Raw genomic sequence first — 17526 nt, forward strand, 5'->3', positions numbered from 1 at the left:
GGGCACGCTGGGGCTCGTGCTGGGCGGGGTGGTGCCCGCCGCGCAGTGGGGCCCTGCCGGCTGGCTGTGGTGGATGGCGGACCTGCTGGGCATGCTGCTGGTGACGCCGGTGCTGTTCCTGCGCAGGCCCCGGCGCATGGCGCGCTCGTGGGAGGCGCTGCTGCTCACGGCGCTGACGGTGGGGGTGTGCGTGGGCGTCTTCGCCTTCCCGCGGCCGGGCTCCGCGGCGGCGCACGCGATGACGTTCCTGCTCTTCCCGCTGATGGCCTGGGGGGCCCTGAGCTTCGGGCTGCGGGGGGCGGCGCTGGCCTCGCTCTCCATCGCGCTGGCGGCCATCGCCGGCACGGCGCGGGAGCTGGGCCCGTTCTTCACGGTGGACCTGCCGCACCGGGGGCTGGTGGTGCTGCAGCTCTTCATCGGCATCACCGCGCTGACGGGCCTCCTGCTCGCGGCGGCGCGCGCGGAGCGCCGCCAGGCGGTGGAGCTGCTGGAGCTCTTGGCCACCACCGTGCGCGCGGTGCACGAAGGCGTGCTCATCTGCGAGGTGCGCGAGTCGGGCGGCCTCCACACCGTCTTCGTCAACGAGGCCCTGTGCGCGCTGGTGGGCCGGCGGCGCGAGGAGCTCGTCGGCGCGGCGCCCGGGGAGCTCTTGGCGTCCGCCGACGGCGGGGACCGGCAGCGGCTGCTGGAGGCGCTGCGCGAGGAGCGCTCGCTGCGCGCGGAGGTGGCGCTGACGCGGCCGGACGGCACGCGGGTGTGGAGCGAGATGCAGCTGTCCCCGGTGCGCGCCAACGGCCAGGCCGTGACGCACTTCGTGGCGACCCACCGCGACGTCACCGCGACGAAGGAGCTGCAGGCGCGGCTGGTGGCCGCCGAGCGCGTGGCGGCCGTGGGCACGCTGGCCGCGGGCGTGGGCCATGAAATCAACAACCCGCTGGCCTACCTGGCGCTGAACCTGGAGGCCGCGCGCAGGAGCCTCGCGGCGGAAGGGGCACAGGCTCCGGCGGGCGTGCGCGACGCGCTCTCCAGCGTGCGCGGGGCCCAGGAGGGCGCGGAGCGCATCCGCCTCATCGTCCGGGACCTGCAGGTGTTCAGCCGCGAGGACGCCCCGGAGCGCGCACTGGTGGACCTGAACGCGCTGGTGCCGCCCGCGGTGCGCGTGGTGCTGCACGCCCTGCGCGCGCGCGCGCGGCTGGTGGAGGACTTCGGGCCGGTGCCGCGCGTGCTGGGCAGCGAGGCGCGGCTGGGCCAGGTGCTGCTCAACCTGCTGGTGAACGCGCTGCAGGCCATCCCGGAAGGGGACCCCGGCCGCCACGAGGTGCGCGTGCGCACCGGCACGGACCCGTCCGGCCACGCGCGCGTGGAGGTGGAGGACACGGGCGGCGGCATCCCGCCGGACGTGCTGCCGCGCATCTTCGACCCGTTCTTCACCACCAAGGGGAGCGACGAGGGCACCGGCCTGGGGCTCGCCATCTGTCAGCAGATCGTCCGCACGCACGGAGGCGACCTGCGCGTGCGCAGCGTGCCGGGCCAGGGCGCCACCTTCACGCTGCTCCTGCCGCCCGCGCCCGTGCAGAGCGCGGGGAGCCTGGTGCCGCTGCACGCGGTGGAGCCCGTCTCGGAGGCGCAGGAGACGGCGGCCTCCGGGCGGCGCGGGCGGGTGCTCATCGTGGACGACGAGCCACGGCTGGCGCAGTCCATGCGCCTGCTGCTGGAGCCTGGCCACGAGGTCGTCACCGTCACGCGCGGCGAGGACGCGCTGGCGAGGGTGTCCGCGGGCGAGTCCTTCGACGTGGTGCTGTGCGACCTCCAGATGCCGGGCATGGACGGCATCGCGGTGTACCGGCGGCTCCAGCAGGAGGCGCCCGAGCTGGCGTCGCGGGTGGTGTTCATCTCCGGCGGAGCGTCATCGCCGGAGGCGAGAGCGTTCTTGGAGACGGTGGCCCAGCGGGTGCTGGAGAAGCCGGTGCGCCCGGACGTGCTGCTGTCCACGGTGGAGGAGATGCTGGAGGGCAGCTCCCCGAAGGTGGCGGCGCGCGGCGCGGTGGGCGGCACGCGCCGCGGTTAGGCGTGCGTCAGACGCGCAGCCACTTGCGGGCGGTGGGGCCGAAGAAGCGCACCACGCTGCCCACCAGGAAGAAGCGCACCGAGCGGCCGATGACGGACGCCACCAGGAACTGCTCCAGCGGCACCGACACCAGGCCGCTGCCAATGGCGACGATCTTGAACGGCGTGGGCAGGATGGAGCACAGCAGCGCCAGCACCCAGAAGTTGCGCCCCAGCAGCTCGCCCACCGTGCCGGACACGCCGAAGCGGTCCACGCGCACGTCCAGGTCGATGTGCAGGAGCTGGGTGATGCCCTCGCCCACGAACGCCCCCAGCCCGTAGCCGATGAGGCCGCCCACCAGGCTCGCCAGCGTGCCCAGCAGGCAGTAGCGCACCCACTTCTTCGGCTGGGCGAGCACCATGGGGACCAGCACCGCGAAGGGCGGGATGGGGAAGACGGAACCATCCACCACCGACACCGCCATCATCGTGGCGAGCGCGTGCGGGGTGGAGGCGGCGGCCTCCACGCGCAGGTACATCCGGCGGTACCAGGACAGCTTCGGGGCGTCAGCGGCCGTGGCGGCCGGGGAGGTCTGGGGGGAAGGCTCGGTAGAGGACATTCGGGGGCGCACCCTAGCGGAACCCGGGGCCCTTGCCACCGGGCCCCCGGGCCCGGATGCCTGCCTGATTGGAATGCGCCCCATGCCCCGGGGGCTTACACACGGGGAAGGGTGACCATGACCGCACAAGAGACCGTGGAACGCGCCGCCGGTGCGCTGAAGGTGTTTCCCCTGCCGTCGGCGGTCCTGTTCCCGCACACCGTGATTCCCCTGCACATCTTCGAGCCGCGCTACCGGGCGCTGGTGAAGGACGCCCTCGCCACGGACCGGGTGCTGGCCCTGGGCCAGCTGGAGCCGGGCTGGGAGGGCAACTACGAGGGCCGTCCGCCCCTGCAATCCCTGATGTGCGCGGGCGTCATCGTCTGGGACGAGCAGGTGGAGGACGGGCGCTACAACATCCTCCTGCAGGGCGTCAGCCGCGTCCGGATGGTGAAGGAGCTGTCGCCGGACACGCTCTACCGCCAGGTGCGCGCCCAGGTGCTGGCGGATCCTCCCTACACCGGACCGGAGGAGGAGCAGCTGCGCCAGGCCGTCTTCGAGCTGGCGGGCCGGGTGCCGCCCTCGTTCGCGGAGAGCCTGCTGCCGGTGGCCGCCCGCGCCGGTGGGGGCATGCTGGCGGACGTGGTGGCGTCCGCGCTGGTGCCGGAGCCCGGACGGCGGCAGGAGCTCCTGGGCGAGCTGGACGTGCGGCGCCGCCTGGAGCAGGTGCTGGTGGACGTGAGCGACCTCTTGAGCCAGCTGCAGCCGGTGCGCCCCAGCGGACCGCTGAACTAGGGGCTGTCCCTGATTAACGCAGCCAGAGAAGCATGGAGGCGACGTGCAGGACGGCGAGGTAGCAGGTCGCTGTCTTGTCGTAACGGGTGGCAGCGGCGCGAAAGCATTTGAGGTCGTGGAAGAAGCACTCCACCCGGTAGCGAAGCCGATAGAGGGTGCGGTCCAGAGATGGAGGCTGCTTGCGGCTGGGATGGGGATGGATGACGGGCTTCATCCCCACCTTCTGGGCGTTGGCGCGAATGCGCTCGGCGTCATAACCGGTGTCCGCGATGAAGGCGTCGCCCTCAGCGTGCACCAGCAGTTCCTCGGCCATCGTGGACTCATGCTGCTGGCCGGGCGTCAGCGCGAGGTGGAGCGGCTTACCGCCCGTCGTTGTGACGGCGTGAACCTTCGTTGAAAAACCTCCTCGAGAACGCCCCAGAGCATTTCTTCGGACCCCCCTTTTCCGCCCGCGGCGTCCTGATGCGCCCGGACGACGGAAGCGTCTGCCAGCGAGCCGAGCTCATCCACCGGAAGTCGCAGGGCCTTGAAGATGGCTTCCCAGCGCCCGGCTTGCGCCCAGCGGTGGAAGCGGTTGTAGACGGTCTTCCAGTGGCCGAATCGCTCCGGAAGGTCCCGCCATTGCACCCCAGTCTTCACGCGCCAGATGACGGCGTTGATGAAGTCGCGGTCCCCTCGCTTCGAGGGTGGGCCGCTCCGCGAGCCCAGCAAGGGCTTGATGCGGCTCCACTCAGCATCGCTCAGTTCATGTCGGCGCACAGTCAGCGTTGAGCATGCCTGACGCTGGCTGGCAACCTCCTATGCCCCTCAAGGCCGGGTCCAACGCCGGTGTTTGATCCACCAGGTTGATTTTCGGGCCGGAGATCAGGGACAGCCCCTAGCTTCCCGCCCTCCATGCCGGGGAACTGAACGCACCGGAGCCTGGGGCCGCATCATCCGCTTGCCCTGGCCCCCCCATGCGCGCATTGCTCGGGGCCTCACGCCTTCTTGAGGGAGAGCGACGCACCATGCGGCTCGTGAAGATTGGCATCGCCAGCGTCAACACCACCGTGGGCGCCTTCCAGGCCAACACCGACCGGGTGCTGGACCTGGCGAGGAAGATGGCGGCGGAGGACGTCACGTTGGGCGTCTTCCCCGAGCAGGTGATTGCCGGCTACCCCGCGGAGGACCTGGTCCAGTGGCAGGGCTTCATCGACCACCAGTGGCCGGAGCTCGAGCGCTTCGCGAAGGAGACCGCGGCGCTGCCGCTGGTGAGCATCCTGGGCGTGGGCGTGGCGCACCAGGGCGTGCGCCTCAACTGCGCGGCGGTGGTGGCGGGCGGCAAGGTGCTGGGCCTGGTGCCGAAGGAGAAGCTGCCCACGTACAACGTCTTCTATGAAGGCCGGACGTTTGGTCACGGCCAGCCGGGCATGGCGGAGAGCCACCGGGGCGTGCCGCTGGGCGACTACCTCTTCCAGTTCGACTTCGGCACCCTGGCGCCGGAGGTCTGCGAGGACATCTGGAGCGCGGATGGCCCCATGCGCCGGCGCGCGTACTCCGGCGGCGAGCTGGTGGTGAACCTGTCCGCGTCCCCCTTCCGGCTGGGCTTCTGGGAGACGCGCCGCGAGCTCATCGCCACGCGCGCGTCCGACCACCAGGTGACCATCGCCTACGCGAACGCGGTGGGCAGCAACGACGGCCTCATCTTCGACGGCGGCGGCTTCATCAACCAGAACGGCCGCCCCGTGCTGGAGACGCCGCGCTTCCAGCAGGGCTTCACCTCCGCCGTGGTGGACCTGGACCGCACGCTGCGCCTGCGCACGGAGAACACCACCTGGCGCGTGGACCGCGAGGACTGGGTCACGGCCGGTGGCAGGCAGGTGCCCACGCTGGACTGCACGCAGGCGGTGAAGACCGAGCGCCAGAAGCTGGCGTACCCCGTGCCCGCGCACCGCAGCTTCTTCCTGCCCGCGCCGGACACCCGCCGCACCGCGCGCGTGGCGCTGTGCGAGGACATCCTGGACGCGCTGTCGCTGGGCGTGGGCGACTACTTCGAGAAGACGCGCGCCTTCAAGCTGTTCGGCATCGCGCTGTCGGGCGGACGGGACTCGCTGCTCACGCTGCTCATCGCGCACCGGTACGCGAAGCGCGCGCGGCCGGACAACCCGGGCTCGCTCATCCAGGCGTTCTACATGCCCAGCCCGTACTCCAGTCAGCAGACGCGCGACGCGGCGGAGACCATCGCGCGGGAGCTGGGCGTGCCCTTCCAGGTGGTCTCCATCGAAGAGGCCTTCGAGCGGGAGAAGGCCGCCGCCCAGACGATGCTGGGCGAAACGAAGCTCACCCCCATCACCGAGCAGAACATCCAGGCCCGCATCCGCGCCCAGCGCATGTGGAACTGGAGCAACTCCTGCGGCGGCCTGTTCCTGCAGACGGGCAACATGAGCGAGAAGTCCGTGGGCTACACCACCATCGGCGGCGACCTGATGGGCGCGCTCGCGGTCATCGCCAACGTGCCCAAGACGGTGGTGATGTACCTCCTGGACTACCTGCAGGAGACCACCGGCTACGAGGGCATCCGCAAGGTGCTGGCCAAGCCCGCGGGGCCGGAGCTGGCGCATGATCAGGTGGGCGAAGAGGAGCTCATGCCCTTCTCCATCCTGGACGCGTGCTTCTACCTGCACGCGGGCGAGAAGCTCACCCCGTCGGAGATGCGCACCGCGCTCACCGCGATGTTCCCGGAGGTGGATGCGGAGCGGCTGGGCGGGTACGTGGACCGCTTCGTGCGCCTGTTCCACCAGTCCATCTACAAGTGGGTCCAGGCGCCGCTGTCGCTGCACATCGGCAACCTGGACCTGGACCGCGAGCGCGCATTGCAATTGCCTGTCGTCACCGGTTCGGCCTGGCTGCGCAAGGCGTGACGGAGGTCCATGGACGTCTGTCTTTGACGGTGGACGGGGTGGCGTTCGAGCCCTCCGTCCCCGTGAAGTGGCTCTGAAACCACGCCTTCCCCCCTGGAGGGCAGGCGGGCAGGTCAGCTGTCTTTGACGGCCTGAGCAAGGCTTGCCGGATGTCCCTCTCAAGACAACCTTCATGTCAGTCAGTCGACGATGGAGGGTTGGATGAAAGCGAAGATTCTGGCGGGCGCCATCGCGGCGCTCATGTATGGGACGGGCGCGGGTGCGGCGGAGAAGGATTGCCCTCCAGGGCAGGCCGCGGTCCCCAAGGACCAGCAGAACAAGGACATGTCGGCGCAGTCCTCCGGGGACACGGTCCAGGAGGAGGACCTCGTCATTGAAGAGGCGCCGGTGGATGAATCGCTTCAGGGCACGGGCGGCAGCGGCTCGTCCGGGTCGTCGCTGGATGAGTCCTCGAAGAGCAGCAAGCAGCAGGGCACCAGCGACCAGGGCCTGAGCGGCTCCAGTGGCACCGGTGGTAGCGGCGTGGTCTACCTGAACACGCCGATGCGCTGCGAGCCGGTAGACCAGTCTGGCGTGGGCGGCAGTGGCACCACGACGCCGCAGAGCGAACCGCTCGAATCGGCTCCCCCGGCGCAGCCTCCCGCGGCGGAGCCTCCCGCTCCGCCTCCGCCTCCGTCCGGCGCGAGCAGCGGCGGCATGAGCCAGCAGGACAGCTCGGTGTACGGCGGGGAGGCCACGGGCGGCAGCGGCGTGACCACGCCGCCTCCGGCCTACACGCCCACGGCGTCAGCCAATGAGAACATCCAGCCGCTGGAGGTGGAGAAGAAGAGCAAGAACGACAAGAGGGGCCTGACGCTCCTCATCGGTGGCGGTGTGGAAGGCTACACCGGCGCCCTGGCTCCGCAGCTTGCCCCCGGCCCCTCCGCGGCCGTGACGGCGTCGCTCAGGCCGACGTCCGTGCTGGGTGTCGAAGTCGGCTACTCCGGCGCGTTGAACAACATCAAGGACGCCGGCTCCTTGGGCGCGGACAGCGGTCCGGACCTGGTGCGCAACGGTGGCCAGGCGGCCCTGACGCTCGCCATCACGCCGACGGCGGTGCAGCCGTACCTCCTGGGCGGCATCGGCATCAGCAACTACCACTTCCGCGGCGGTGAGGCGCTCGGCTACAGCGACGACACCGTGGGCAACGTCCCGGCGGGCGTGGGCGTGCGCGGCCACTTCGGCCACTTCACCGCGGACCTGCGTGGCTACTACAACTTCCTGTTCGACAAGCAGTTCGCTCCGGACATCGATCCGGGCGGCGGCGACCCGTCGGGCGGTGGTAGCTACACGACCACGCTGAACGTGGGTGGCACGTTCTGACCTGAAGGCACGGCCTCCATGGCAGGAGCTGACGGCGGGGTGTCCGGAATCATCCGGAGCCCCGCCGTCACTTTTTTTATTCCGGTCCGGGGCGGGGCATTCAGGGAGGCAGGAGGCTGCGCCCGGCATTAAAGTGCGCATCTTTCCACGGCGGATTTCCGCCTTGAGGAGCCTGGCATGAGCTTGGGAGTGGAAGACGTGAAGGTCGGGACCGGGGCGGAAGCGGTCGCTGGCAAGCGGGTGACGGTGCACTACGTGGGCACGCTCACGGACGGCAAGAAGTTCGACAGCAGCCGGGACCGGGGTCAGGGCTTCACCTTCGGCCTGGGCGCGGGCCAGGTCATCCAGGGCTGGGACCAGGGCGTCGCGGGCATGAAGGTCGGCGGCATCCGCAAGCTCACCATCCCGCCGGAGCTGGGCTACGGCTCGCGCGGCGCGGCCGGGGTGATTCCCCCCAACGCCACCCTCTTGTTCGAGGTGGAGCTGTTGGACGTTCGGTAGGAGGACTTCATGGCGACGCTCGAAATCACGAAGGACAACTTCAAGGAGACGGTGGGCAAGAGCGGCATCGTCATCCTGGACTGGTGGGCGACCTGGTGTGGCCCCTGCCGCGCGTTCGCGCCCATCTTCGAGAGCACCTCCAACAAGCACGCGGACGTCGTGTTCGGGAAAATCGACACCGACGCGCAGCCTGAGTTGTCCGGTGCTTTCGAGATCCGCTCCATCCCCACGCTGATGGTGTTCCGGGACGGCATCCTGCTGTTCGAGCAGCCGGGCGCGATGCCGGCGGCGGCGCTGGAGGACCTGCTCCGGCAGGTCCGCGCGCTGAACATGGATGACGTGCGGCGCGAGGTCGAAGCGCAGCGCGCCGCGAAGGAAGCGCCCAAGGCCTGAGGCTTGATGTCCCGTCGGGGCCTTCCCTGGGTGACGGGGAGGCCCTACGGCGCGGCGACGGTGCAGACGCCGCCGCCGTTGAGGTGCGCCTGATCCACGATGCTCTGGGTGACGAACTCCTGGAGCGTGCGCAGGGCGTAGGCGCCGGGCTGGTAGACGACGGGCGGGCCCTGGGCGTCGCGCAGCTCGCCGCCCCCCAGCCCGCGCAGGTCGAGCAGGTCCTGGGACGCCAGCCCCTCCGGGGTGATGGCGTGGTTTGAGTCCGCGGTGGCGGCGATGGCCTCGAAGCGCAGCTGCACGCCGCGGTGGGTGCCCAGCCGGTCGTAGAACATGTGCTCGGCGTGGATGGTGATCTCCGCCTCCGCCACGGAGCTCTCCGGCACGACGAGGCCCTGGGTGCCGTCCACGCCGTTGATGCAGTCCACCATCCGCGCGTCCACGGGGAAGCCCATGCGGAAGGTGTAGACGCCCAGGGTGGGGTCGCGGTTCTGCGCGCGCCCCTCCACGAAGTAGCTGAAGCCGCGCTCGCGCATCATCGCCAGGTCGTCCGCGGACACGGACGTGCCCGCCACGGTGCGGGCCTCCGGAGGGCTCACGCGGAAGGCCACGCCGTAGCGCCCGGCCTCCAGGCCCGTGAGGCCGGTGAGGGGCACGTCCCCCTTCTGCACGTCCACCAGCAGGTGCTCCGTCGTGGCGTGCACGTCGCCGGCCGCGGAGGTGAGGGTGAAGTCGCCCAGGGACACCAGGTACTTCGTGAACTGCACGGACCAGCCGTCCTGGAAGAGGTGGTCCGCGTAGCCGCGCTGCGTGCCGTCTCCGCCGCTCAGCGACACGCGCACGTCGCCCCGCGCCACGGCGTCACCGCAGCCGGAGGCCATGAGGGCCAACGCACCTGGCAGCAGGCCCCGGGTCCACTTGCTTCGTCGGTTCATGCATCCGGTTGGTATTTGTAACTATGTTGCAAGTCAAGTCTAGGTTGCGATATCCACGGACGGCCGTTGGAGAGGCTGCCCGTGCCGGGTGGGCCCCGAAGGCCGAGGTCGTTGACCGTGTTCATCCCGACGCTGGTGCTCTGGCTGTTGAGCGCGTCGCCCGAAGCGCCCGTGACGCCGCCCGTTCCCGTGGAGGCGCCGCCGCCCGTGATGCCGGCGGACGTCCCGCCGTTGACGGAGGCCGTGCGGGTGCTGCTGCGGCTGACCATCGACAGCGGGGGAGAGGTGTCCCAGGTGGAGGTCCAGGAGTCCGGGGGCACCGCGTTCGACCGGGCCGCGATGGCGGCGGCCCTGCGCTGGCGCTTCCAGCCCGCGCACCAGGGTGAGGAGCCGCTGGAGGTGCGCGTGGACGTGCCGGTGACGTTCGAGCCGGTGGCGGAGGCCCCTGTGGCAGAGGTGGAGGAGCCCGCACCTCCTCCGAAGCCGGCGAAGCCGGAGCCGCCCGCGTTCTCCACCACGGTGCGAGGGCAGTCCGCCGCGCCGCCTCCGGTCGCGGTGGGGGACTTCCACATCACGGTGGGGCAGCTGGCGGACGTGCCTCGCAACTCGGCCACGGACCTGATGCTGCTCGCTCCGGGCGTGATGCTCGCCAACCACGGCGGGGAAGGGCACGCGGAGACCGTCTACCTGCGCGGCTTCGACGCGGGCGAGGGCAAGGACGTGGAGATGCGCCTGGACGGCGTGCCCCTCAACGAGGTCTCCAACGCCCACGGTCACGGCTACGCGGACACGTACTTCATCATCCCGGAGCTGGTGCGGTCCCTGCGCGTGACGGAGGGGCCGTATGATCCATCCCAAGGCGACTTCGGCGTGGCGGGCACCGTGGAGTACCAGCTGGGGCTGGAGCGGCGGGGCATCACCGCGTCCGCCAGCTACGGAAGCTTCGCGTCGCGCCGGCTGTCCCTGGTGTGGGGCCCGCCCGAGTCCACCGCCGCCACCTTCGTCGGCGTGCTGCTGCGCCAGGGGCACGGCTTCGGCCCCAACCGCGCGTATGCGAACGTGGGCCTGATGGCCCAGACGGAGCTGCGCCTGGGTCCGGAGACGAAGCTGCGCCTGTTCGGCGCGAGCTACGGCGCGCGCTATTCCTCCGCGGGCGTGGTGCGGGAGACGGACGTCGTGGACGCGCGGCTGCCGTGTGAGCCGGACGTGGACTCGCAGTTCTTCTGTCTCTACGACCCGAACCAGGGCGGCGCGAGCCAGCGCCACATCGCCTCCGTGGAGCTGACGTCCCGGCTGGATCGCGGAGGCCGCTTCGTGCAGCAGGCCTTCGCCATCGCCCGGCAGATGCGCAGCCGCGAGAACTTCACCGGCTTCCTTCAGGACACGCCCCCCATCGGCGAGGCCCAGCGCGGCGACAACACGGAGCAGTCCTATCAGGGCACCACCGTGGGCCTGCGCGGCCGCTACACGCCGGGCCTCACCTGGTGGGGCCAGCCGCAGCCGGTGGAGCTGGGCTACGTGGCCCGCTACGACAACGTGCACACCCGCGCGAGGCGCCTGCGCGACAAGGGCGGCGCGCCCTACGCCACCGTGTTCGACAACCAGGTGCGCGTGACGAACCTGGGCGCGTACCTGTCCCTGCGCGGCGCGCCGCTGGAGTGGCTCACGCTGCGGGGCGGCGTGCGCGTGGACACGTTCCTGTTCGGCGTGGAGGACCTGAACCGGCCTGCCGAAGACAGACAGGGGGCGCGCATCCCGGAGGAGTCCGTGGAGGCCTATGGCTTCTTCGCCAGCCCCCGCGCCAGCGCGGAGGTGCGCCTGACGCCGCGCCTCACGTGGCTGACCAGCGCGGGCCTGGGGGCGCGCTCCAGCGACGCGGCCGGCCTGTCCGATGCGGAGTTCGCGCCCTACGCGCGGGTGACGTCCGGGGAGACAGGCCTGGGCTGGCGGTGGGGGGACGGTCCTTCCACGCTGGAGCTGCGGAGCGCCGTGTTCGCCACGCGCGTGTCGCAGGACCTGGTGTTCAGCGAGACGACGGGGCGCAACCAGCCCATCGGCCCATCGCAGCGGCTGGGCGCGTTCGGCAGCGCGCGCTTCCAGTGGGAGCAGCACCTGGACGTGCAGGCGAGCCTCGCGTGGGCCCGCGCGACGCAGCCGTTGCCCGGAGCTTCGCCGTGGAAGCTGTGGGACGGAGCCGTGCTGCCGTACATCCCGCAGGTGCTGGGGCGCGTGGACGCGTCGTGGCGGGGCTCGGCCACCGTGGCCCGGCAGCCGGTGGGGTGGAGCGTGGCGCTGGGGCACAGCGCCATCGGGCCCAAGCCCCTGCCGTTGGACCGCTACAGCGAGCCCATCTTCCTCTTCGACGTGGCGGCCCGCGCGCGCTGGCGCGCCGTGGAGCTGGGCCTGTCCGTGGAGAACCTGCTGGACGCGCGCTGGCGCGAGTCCGAGTTCAACTACGTGTCCAACTTCCGCGGCCCCGACGCGCCCGCGTCCCTGATGGCCACGCGTCACTTCTCCGCCGGTGCCCCCCGCACCGTGCGCGGCACCCTCACCGTGTACCTGGACCTCCAGGAGGACCCGCCATGAAGCGCTACTCGCGTCGTGCCTTCACGTGGATGCTGGGCGGAGCGCTCACGGCGGGCTGCGGCCTGTCCGGCACCGGCGGCCGGAGCATCACCTTCCGCATGGGCCTGCGCACGGCGCTCGCGCCCGGTGAGACCACCGCCGGGGAATTCACCACCGACACCGGCTGGCGCGTGACGCTCACCTCCGCGCGCCTGGTGCTGGGGCCCATCTACCTCTTCGAGAAGGCCTCGCCGCTCCAGCCCCAGGCCCTGCTGCGCCGCCTGGGAGACGTGCTGCTGCCCACCGCGCACGCGCACGAAGGGGACTTCTTCTCCGGGGGGCGCGTGCTGGGCGAGTGGGACCGGGAGGTGGTCTTCGACCTGCTCGCGGACGCGGGACAGGCGCGTGTGTTGGGGCGCTCTCCTGGCATCGCGGGCATGGCGCGGTCGCTGTCGCTGCTGCTCCAGCCGCCGTCGAGCGCCCTGGGCGCGGAGGCGGACGTGATGCAGGGGCGCTCCCTGTTCCTGGAGGGCGTCGCGACCCAGGCCTCGGTGCGCGTGCCCTTCCGCGTCGCGATGGACTTCCCGCCGCCCGTGGAGCTCCAGCGCGTGGACTTCGTGCCCATCGAGGTGGACCTGGACGACGAGGGCCTCTTCGTCCTGGAGCCCCAGCCGCACCGCTGGTTCACCGGCGCGCGCTTCGACCGGCTGACGGTGCCCGCGGATGGGACTCCGGTGGACGTGGGGACGGACACCCAGGTGTACCGGGCGCTGAGCGTCAACGTGCGTCGCTTCGACGCGTTCACGGGCGCGTGGGAGCCCGCGGCGTGATTCACACCTGCGTCCAGAACGGCGCCAGCACCAGCTCCGCCTTGCCGAAGGGTTCGGCGCGCACGCGGTCCTCGCTCACGAAGGTGTTCAGCAGCGCCCAGCGCTCGTGGTCCTGGCGGAACACCTCCACCACGCGGTGCACGGGGTTGATGATCCAGGCGTTGCGGATGCCCGCGCGGGCGTAGCGTGGCAGCTTGATGGTCAGGTCCAGCTTCGCGGTGGCGGGCGTCAGCACCTCGCAGATCCAATCCGGCACGCGGTCGATGAACGAGCCATCGGGCAGGGTCGGCGGCCGTCCGCTCATCCAGCCCGCCAGGTCCGGGACGAGCACGTCCTCGCCCAACAGCAGCCGGGGCTCGGAGGTCCACCACCAGCCCTCCGGCGCGCGTCCCAGGAGCGGCGTCATGCCCTGCTTGCGCGCGATGGGCGGCGACGAGACGTAGAGGACGCCATCCAGTGCTTCGCCCACCAGATAGTGGGGCAGCGTCTGCACTTCCTCGTAGGGGGCGAGCGTCCTTCGGGTAGCGGCGTGGCGCATGCGGGAGGCCTCCGGATCCGAGAGATACCGTCACCGTAGCGGGCAGCCCTTCACGCGGCATTTGACCGGCGGGGCGGCCCACCTTGTCCTGGTGGACGCACGCCCTGCCCGCGAGCCGTGTGGGATTGCTATTCGCGCTCCAGCACGAACTGGATGTGCTCCGTGGCCACGGGGCCGAACTGGAACAGGTGGATCTGATCCCCCGGCTCCGACGTGAACGTCAGCGTGTGCGTGATGCCGGCGCAGATGAACCGCGCGGGGGCGAGCACCGACGCCACGTCCGTCCCCGCCGTGTCGTTGGTGACCTTCGTGGGGACCTCCTGGTTCAGGTAGAGCGTGACGTGCTCGGCGTTCTCCGGGTCGGAGATGAAGCCCGTGTAGCCGCCGAAGCCCGCCTCACCCGGGCGCAGGGTGACGTCGTAGCGCGCGTGGCCGGTGTGCGTGTCGGGCGGGAAGTCGAAGGGCGTGCGGCCCGCGGTGACCGCCTCCGGCGTGTTGACGAGCGTGTGCGTGCACGCGTGCTCCAGCTCCGGGTCCCGCTCGCTGGTGGTGAAGTCCAGCGCGGTGTCACCGCCCAGCCCCACGGTGGCTGCTGACAGCGCGAGTCCGGCCGCGTCCTTCAACGCGTCCAGCGCAAGGGCGTGGTGCGTGGAGACCTCCAGCGGCCGGGTGCTCTCCTCGGTGCGCGGCACGGTGACGGTGAGCGTGCGCGCGTCCTCGGACCAGGCGCCGGTGAGGACGCGGGCGGGGATGGCGGTGTCCGTGCGGTCGTGCAGCGTGACCTGGGCAATGGACGGATCCATGGGCTCGCTGAAGGTGAGCGTCAGCACCTTGCGGAAGGCGATGACCGGCGTCGTTCCGGATGCGTCCAGGTACATCTCCAGCGGGTAGACGTCCGTCTCGCCCTCGGAAGGATGGGAGGTGGTGACGGTGGCGGTGGACGCGGTCGTGCCGGCGTCAGTGCCGGTGCCGGCATCGGAGCCCGCGTCCGTCGAGGTGCCCGCGTCCGGCGTGACGATGGGCTCGTCGTCATCGCAGCCGGTCAGCGCGAGGGCGGCGCAGGTGGCGAACAGGAAGGTGGCGGAGGAGAGACGCATTGGGGAGTCCTTCGTGCGGGGAGACAGGCCCGCGGCGGAAGCGGTGCGCCGCGTTGGGGAAAGGCCGTGAAGGGGGCGCGTCATCGAGCGCCCTCCAGCGAAAGGCCCGCGCCGGAGCACCGTTCCGAGGTGAGGTGCTCCGGCGCGGGAGCGGACCGGTTCAGGCCCGCGTCAGGGGACGGCGGTCAGCACTGCGACCCGTCGCAGTTGTCGTCGATGCCGTTGCCACAGATTTCAGCGGCGCCCGGGTGGATGCTGGCGCCGGAGCCCGGCGTGTCGTTGCAGTCGAAGCGCTGCGTCGTGTAGCCGGAGGGCGGCGTGCACGCGGTGAGGACGGACGTGGCGTTGTTGCCGTACCCGTCACCGTCCGCGTCCTGGTAGTAGCGCGTGCGCGTGTCGTTGAGGAACTCCGGCACCACGGTGAGCGCGTTGCCGGACGCCGGGCCCGTCGCGAGGATGTACGTCGTGCCCGCCGTCAGGTCGTAGACGGACACGTACGTGAGCGAGCACCCCGAGGACGACACGGCGTGCGTCAGCGCGGAGGGCACCGTGGCGCTGGTGGCGCCGTTGACGACGGTGAAGGCCACGTTCTGCGTCCGGTAGAACGCGTAGGAGCCGGTGGTGGCCGGCACGTACGTCACGGAGCCCTCGGCGCCGGACGGCAGCGCCAGGTCATAGGCCTTGTGCTTCGTGCTGATGGCGGGCGCGCTGGTGACGCGCGTGGCGCTCGCCGTGACGGACACGTGGTCCGTGGGGTTGCCGGCGTGGGAGCACGCGTGCGTGGTGATGCCCGTGCCCAGCGACGTGCAACCCGCCTCCAGCTCCTGCGAGTCCTGCGCCTCGAAGGAGGACTCCGGTGCCTCCTCCATCGGTCCGCAGGCCGTCAGGCCGAGCGACAACAACGCGCCCAGCGCGATGCGCTTCATCTTCAACATGGGTGTTTCCTTTCGGGATGCCGGGCGCGGCGGGGTGCCAGGCGGCCAGGAAGCCGCCGGTGCGTCCGGTGAATCACTCATGCCGTAAACGCAACTTTGTTGCAATAATGCCTGGTGCGATTCAGCCCGTCACTGGAGGTGTTCGATGACGAGCCCGAGAGTCGTGAGCGGGGTGGGGCCGAAGGTGACGGTGTACTGGACCTTGTCCGTCAGTTCGTAGCCGACCATATGCTTCAGGCCATCACAGAAGCCGCCCGTGGCCCGGGTGCCCAAGGGCTCCACGACGCGCTCGCCTTCCTTCACGGTGACGGCGACGTCGGGCGTGCTCAGGTAGAGGATGAAGTCACCGCTCGCCCAGGCCTTGAAGCTGAACGTGCCCACGGACTGGCCGTTCTCCGGGCGCAGCTGGACGGTGTAGTGCGTGTGGAAGTCATCCACGCGCGGTTGCCGCTCCGGCGACGCGGTGACGGTGGCGAAGGGGCCGTTGGTGACGTGCCAGCAGGCGTGCTCGCCGTTGTCCCCGAAGTCGAAGTCCGTGCGCGGCACGTAGCCCGGGTCCGCCACGCACGACAGGCCCTCTTCGCTGGCCACGTAGCCCCGGTTGCAGTGGCACCAGTCGCCCTCAGGCTCGCGGTGGATGTGGCCGTTGGGGTCGCATGGGTCGCCCTGCTCGTGGGGCGTGCCGGGCGGTGCGTCGTCTCCGCCGCAGGCGGTCAGGACCGCGAGGCCGCCGGCCAGGAGGAGGGCTGGAAACGGGGTGCGCATGGGGCTGCCTCATCTGGAGTCTTGTTGTAGATGCAACTCGGATACAGAAGTTTTCGGATGTTGAGAAGGCCCGTGGACCTTGGAGGTGTCCACGGGCCTTCACTCACGCGGGCCTACTCCTCGTGGTGGTCGTGGCCCGTCTCCTCGATGAGGAGGAGGAACGTGGCGGGCTGGGGAACGACGGCCGCGAAGTCCAGGCGGTAGTCCACGCCGCCCTCCAGGTCGGCCGTGACGGCGGTGCGCAGGTTGCCGCAGACCTCCTGCGGGACGTGGTAGCGGCACTCGAGGCCGACCTCCTCGTTCGTGGCCGCGTTGAAGACGCGGACGGCGCGGTAGCCGGAGGTGAGGACGGCGTACTCGGTGGACTCTTCCGGGGTGAAGATGACGGAGCCCGCGTAGCCCAGCGTCCACTGGCGGTAGCTGATGGCCGGCAGGGTGACGTTGTACGCGGTGTGCCCCACGCTCACGTCCACGAAGGACGGGCCGCCATAGAGGGCGGCGGTGACGGACTCGAAGGGGCCGTATTCGGCGTGGATGCAGGCGTGCTCGGCCACCTCCGCCAGTTCCTCCGTGTCCTCACAGACGGCGAGCAGCTCCGACTCCTGGGTGACGGGGGCCTGGGCCTCCGGGGTGGGGGCTTCCTCGGTACCGCAGCCGGCGAGCAGGACGACGGCGCCAGTGGCGAGCAGGGCATGCTTCAACATGGGGGACTCCTTGGGTGGGTGCTGCGGGTGAAGGCGGGGGCTAGGAGCGGTCCGGGCGCAGGACGAGCCACGGGACGCGCACCTCGCCCGAGGCAAGGCGCTCGGGCGGGAGCTGGAGGTGGGCGCCCCGGGCGCTGGGGGACAGGAGGGACGTGCGTTCCCGGGCGTCGCGGAAGGACGCCTCGTCCGGGAAGGTGACGCGCGTCACGCAGCCCGCGGCGTAGCAGTGGGGCGGCTCCGCCTGGACGGGTTGCACGTCCTGGCTGATGCGCGCGTGCCACGTGTCCCGCGCGGCGCGGGCATCCCGGGTCCACGGCTCCGTGCTGTCGCCGGACGCGGTCAGCTCCGCGAGCACGGCGTCACGGCGGGCCTGCGGCGTGGGGTGGTCCGCGCGCAGGGCCTGCACCAGCCGCACGCGCGTTTCGGGCCGCACCCGGCGCTCACGGTTCCGGAGCTCCGGCTGAACGGGCCCCTTCGTCTTCAGTACCTCGTCGAGGAACACCTCTGGCGACAGGTGGGTCTCCGGTTCCTGCACGGATGGCGCGGACGCCTGCGCGGGAGGGG

General features: G+C 71.0%; 16 protein-coding genes and 1 pseudogene. 8 read left to right on the forward strand and 9 right to left on the reverse strand.

All coding sequences use genetic code 11. From position 1 onward, the window contains the following. A partial coding sequence (locus tag D7V80_RS33695; RefSeq protein WP_120592008.1) for an ATP-binding protein occupies positions 1-2068 on the forward strand: 2068 nt, incomplete at its 5' end. Positions 2069-2075: 7 nt separating this feature from the next. On the opposite strand, the gene D7V80_RS33700 is transcribed toward D7V80_RS33695, so the two are convergent. Next, on the reverse strand, positions 2076-2666 hold the full coding sequence (locus D7V80_RS33700) for a YqaA family protein (protein WP_120592009.1): 591 nt from the start codon (positions 2664-2666) through the stop codon (positions 2076-2078). 117 nt (positions 2667-2783) lie between these two features. Between D7V80_RS33700 and D7V80_RS33705 the strand changes: the two genes are divergently transcribed. Continuing rightward, positions 2784-3440 carry an LON peptidase substrate-binding domain-containing protein gene (locus D7V80_RS33705; protein WP_120592010.1) on the forward strand — a complete coding sequence of 219 codons (657 nt, stop codon included), beginning with the start codon at positions 2784-2786 and terminating at the stop codon, positions 3438-3440. A 13-nt stretch (positions 3441-3453) separates the two neighbouring features. Here the strand turns inward: D7V80_RS33705 and D7V80_RS44025 are convergent. Next, positions 3454-4199: pseudogene (locus D7V80_RS44025) on the reverse strand (IS5 family transposase). Positions 4200-4447: 248 nt separating this feature from the next. Here D7V80_RS44025 and nadE point away from each other — a divergent pair. The 4 genes from nadE to trxA all read left to right on the forward strand — a co-directional run bounded on the left by nadE (position 4448) and on the right by trxA (position 8596). After that, the gene (gene nadE / locus D7V80_RS33720) at positions 4448-6340 is read left to right on the forward strand and encodes an NAD(+) synthase (RefSeq protein ID WP_120592011.1); all 1893 of its coding nucleotides are present in this window, start codon (positions 4448-4450) and stop codon (positions 6338-6340) included. A 201-nt stretch (positions 6341-6541) separates the two neighbouring features. Further along, positions 6542-7702 carry a hypothetical protein gene (locus D7V80_RS33725; protein ID WP_120592012.1) on the forward strand — a complete coding sequence of 387 codons (1161 nt, stop codon included), beginning with the start codon at positions 6542-6544 and terminating at the stop codon, positions 7700-7702. Positions 7703-7879: 177 nt separating this feature from the next. After that, positions 7880-8203, forward strand: a complete 324-nt coding sequence (locus D7V80_RS33730; protein ID WP_014400210.1) for an FKBP-type peptidyl-prolyl cis-trans isomerase — start codon at positions 7880-7882, stop codon at positions 8201-8203. Between the two features lie 9 nt (positions 8204-8212). Then, positions 8213-8596 carry a thioredoxin gene (trxA, locus tag D7V80_RS33735; RefSeq protein WP_120592013.1) on the forward strand — a complete coding sequence of 128 codons (384 nt, stop codon included), beginning with the start codon at positions 8213-8215 and terminating at the stop codon, positions 8594-8596. A gap of 44 nt (positions 8597-8640) precedes the next feature. Here trxA and D7V80_RS33740 read toward each other — a convergent pair whose 3' ends face one another. Then, a complete protein-coding gene (locus D7V80_RS33740; protein ID WP_120592014.1) occupies positions 8641-9528 on the reverse strand; it encodes a hypothetical protein in 888 nt (295 codons plus the stop codon). Positions 9529-9645: 117 nt separating this feature from the next. On the opposite strand from D7V80_RS33740, the gene D7V80_RS33745 reads away from it, so the two are divergent. Together D7V80_RS33745 and D7V80_RS33750 are read left to right on the forward strand one after the other, a co-directional pair. After that, positions 9646-12114 (forward strand): TonB-dependent receptor domain-containing protein, encoded by a 2469-nt coding sequence (locus D7V80_RS33745; protein WP_199738922.1) that lies wholly within the window; start codon positions 9646-9648, stop codon positions 12112-12114. After that, positions 12111-12923 (forward strand): hypothetical protein, encoded by an 813-nt coding sequence (locus D7V80_RS33750; protein ID WP_120592016.1) that lies wholly within the window; start codon positions 12111-12113, stop codon positions 12921-12923. Before D7V80_RS33745 ends, D7V80_RS33750 begins: the two co-directional genes overlap by 4 nt. Before the next feature lies 1 nt (position 12924). On the opposite strand, the gene D7V80_RS33755 is transcribed toward D7V80_RS33750, so the two are convergent. The 6 genes from D7V80_RS33755 to D7V80_RS33780 all read right to left on the reverse strand — a co-directional run. Then, positions 12925-13461 (reverse strand): Uma2 family endonuclease, encoded by a 537-nt coding sequence (locus D7V80_RS33755; protein WP_120592017.1) that lies wholly within the window; start codon positions 13459-13461, stop codon positions 12925-12927. A gap of 128 nt (positions 13462-13589) precedes the next feature. After that, positions 13590-14558 (reverse strand): Ig-like domain-containing protein, encoded by a 969-nt coding sequence (locus tag D7V80_RS33760; RefSeq protein WP_120592018.1) that lies wholly within the window; start codon positions 14556-14558, stop codon positions 13590-13592. 185 nt (positions 14559-14743) lie between these two features. Then, positions 14744-15493, reverse strand: coding sequence for a putative metal-binding motif-containing protein (locus D7V80_RS33765; protein WP_120592019.1), 750 nt, complete (start codon positions 15491-15493; stop codon positions 14744-14746). 129 nt (positions 15494-15622) lie between these two features. Then, positions 15623-16258 carry a hypothetical protein gene (locus D7V80_RS33770; RefSeq protein ID WP_120592020.1) on the reverse strand — a complete coding sequence of 212 codons (636 nt, stop codon included), beginning with the start codon at positions 16256-16258 and terminating at the stop codon, positions 15623-15625. 113 nt (positions 16259-16371) lie between these two features. Continuing rightward, on the reverse strand, positions 16372-16962 hold the full coding sequence (locus D7V80_RS33775) for a hypothetical protein (protein ID WP_120592021.1): 591 nt from the start codon (positions 16960-16962) through the stop codon (positions 16372-16374). Positions 16963-17002: 40 nt separating this feature from the next. Beyond that, on the reverse strand, positions 17003-17526 hold a 524-nt coding region (locus D7V80_RS33780; RefSeq protein ID WP_233585910.1), incomplete at its 5' end, for a hypothetical protein.

It is taken from the genome of Corallococcus sp. CA054B, from assembly GCF_003611625.1.
Taxonomy (GTDB): domain Bacteria; phylum Myxococcota; class Myxococcia; order Myxococcales; family Myxococcaceae; genus Corallococcus; species Corallococcus coralloides.

Coding starts and splice junctions, on each gene's coding strand:
- D7V80_RS33700 (WP_120592009.1), bottom strand. CDS start 2,666: ATGTCCTCTACCGAGCCTTCCCCCCAGACCTCCCCGGCCGCCACGGCC.
- D7V80_RS33705 (WP_120592010.1), top strand. CDS start 2,784: ATGACCGCACAAGAGACCGTGGAACGCGCCGCCGGTGCGCTGAAGGTG.
- nadE (WP_120592011.1), top strand. CDS start 4,448: ATGCGGCTCGTGAAGATTGGCATCGCCAGCGTCAACACCACCGTGGGC.
- D7V80_RS33725 (WP_120592012.1), top strand. CDS start 6,542: ATGAAAGCGAAGATTCTGGCGGGCGCCATCGCGGCGCTCATGTATGGG.
- D7V80_RS33730 (WP_014400210.1), top strand. CDS start 7,880: ATGAGCTTGGGAGTGGAAGACGTGAAGGTCGGGACCGGGGCGGAAGCG.
- trxA (WP_120592013.1), top strand. CDS start 8,213: ATGGCGACGCTCGAAATCACGAAGGACAACTTCAAGGAGACGGTGGGC.
- D7V80_RS33740 (WP_120592014.1), bottom strand. CDS start 9,528: ATGAACCGACGAAGCAAGTGGACCCGGGGCCTGCTGCCAGGTGCGTTG.
- D7V80_RS33750 (WP_120592016.1), top strand. CDS start 12,111: ATGAAGCGCTACTCGCGTCGTGCCTTCACGTGGATGCTGGGCGGAGCG.
- D7V80_RS33755 (WP_120592017.1), bottom strand. CDS start 13,461: ATGCGCCACGCCGCTACCCGAAGGACGCTCGCCCCCTACGAGGAAGTG.
- D7V80_RS33760 (WP_120592018.1), bottom strand. CDS start 14,558: ATGCGTCTCTCCTCCGCCACCTTCCTGTTCGCCACCTGCGCCGCCCTC.
- D7V80_RS33765 (WP_120592019.1), bottom strand. CDS start 15,493: ATGTTGAAGATGAAGCGCATCGCGCTGGGCGCGTTGTTGTCGCTCGGC.
- D7V80_RS33770 (WP_120592020.1), bottom strand. CDS start 16,258: ATGCGCACCCCGTTTCCAGCCCTCCTCCTGGCCGGCGGCCTCGCGGTC.
- D7V80_RS33775 (WP_120592021.1), bottom strand. CDS start 16,962: ATGTTGAAGCATGCCCTGCTCGCCACTGGCGCCGTCGTCCTGCTCGCC.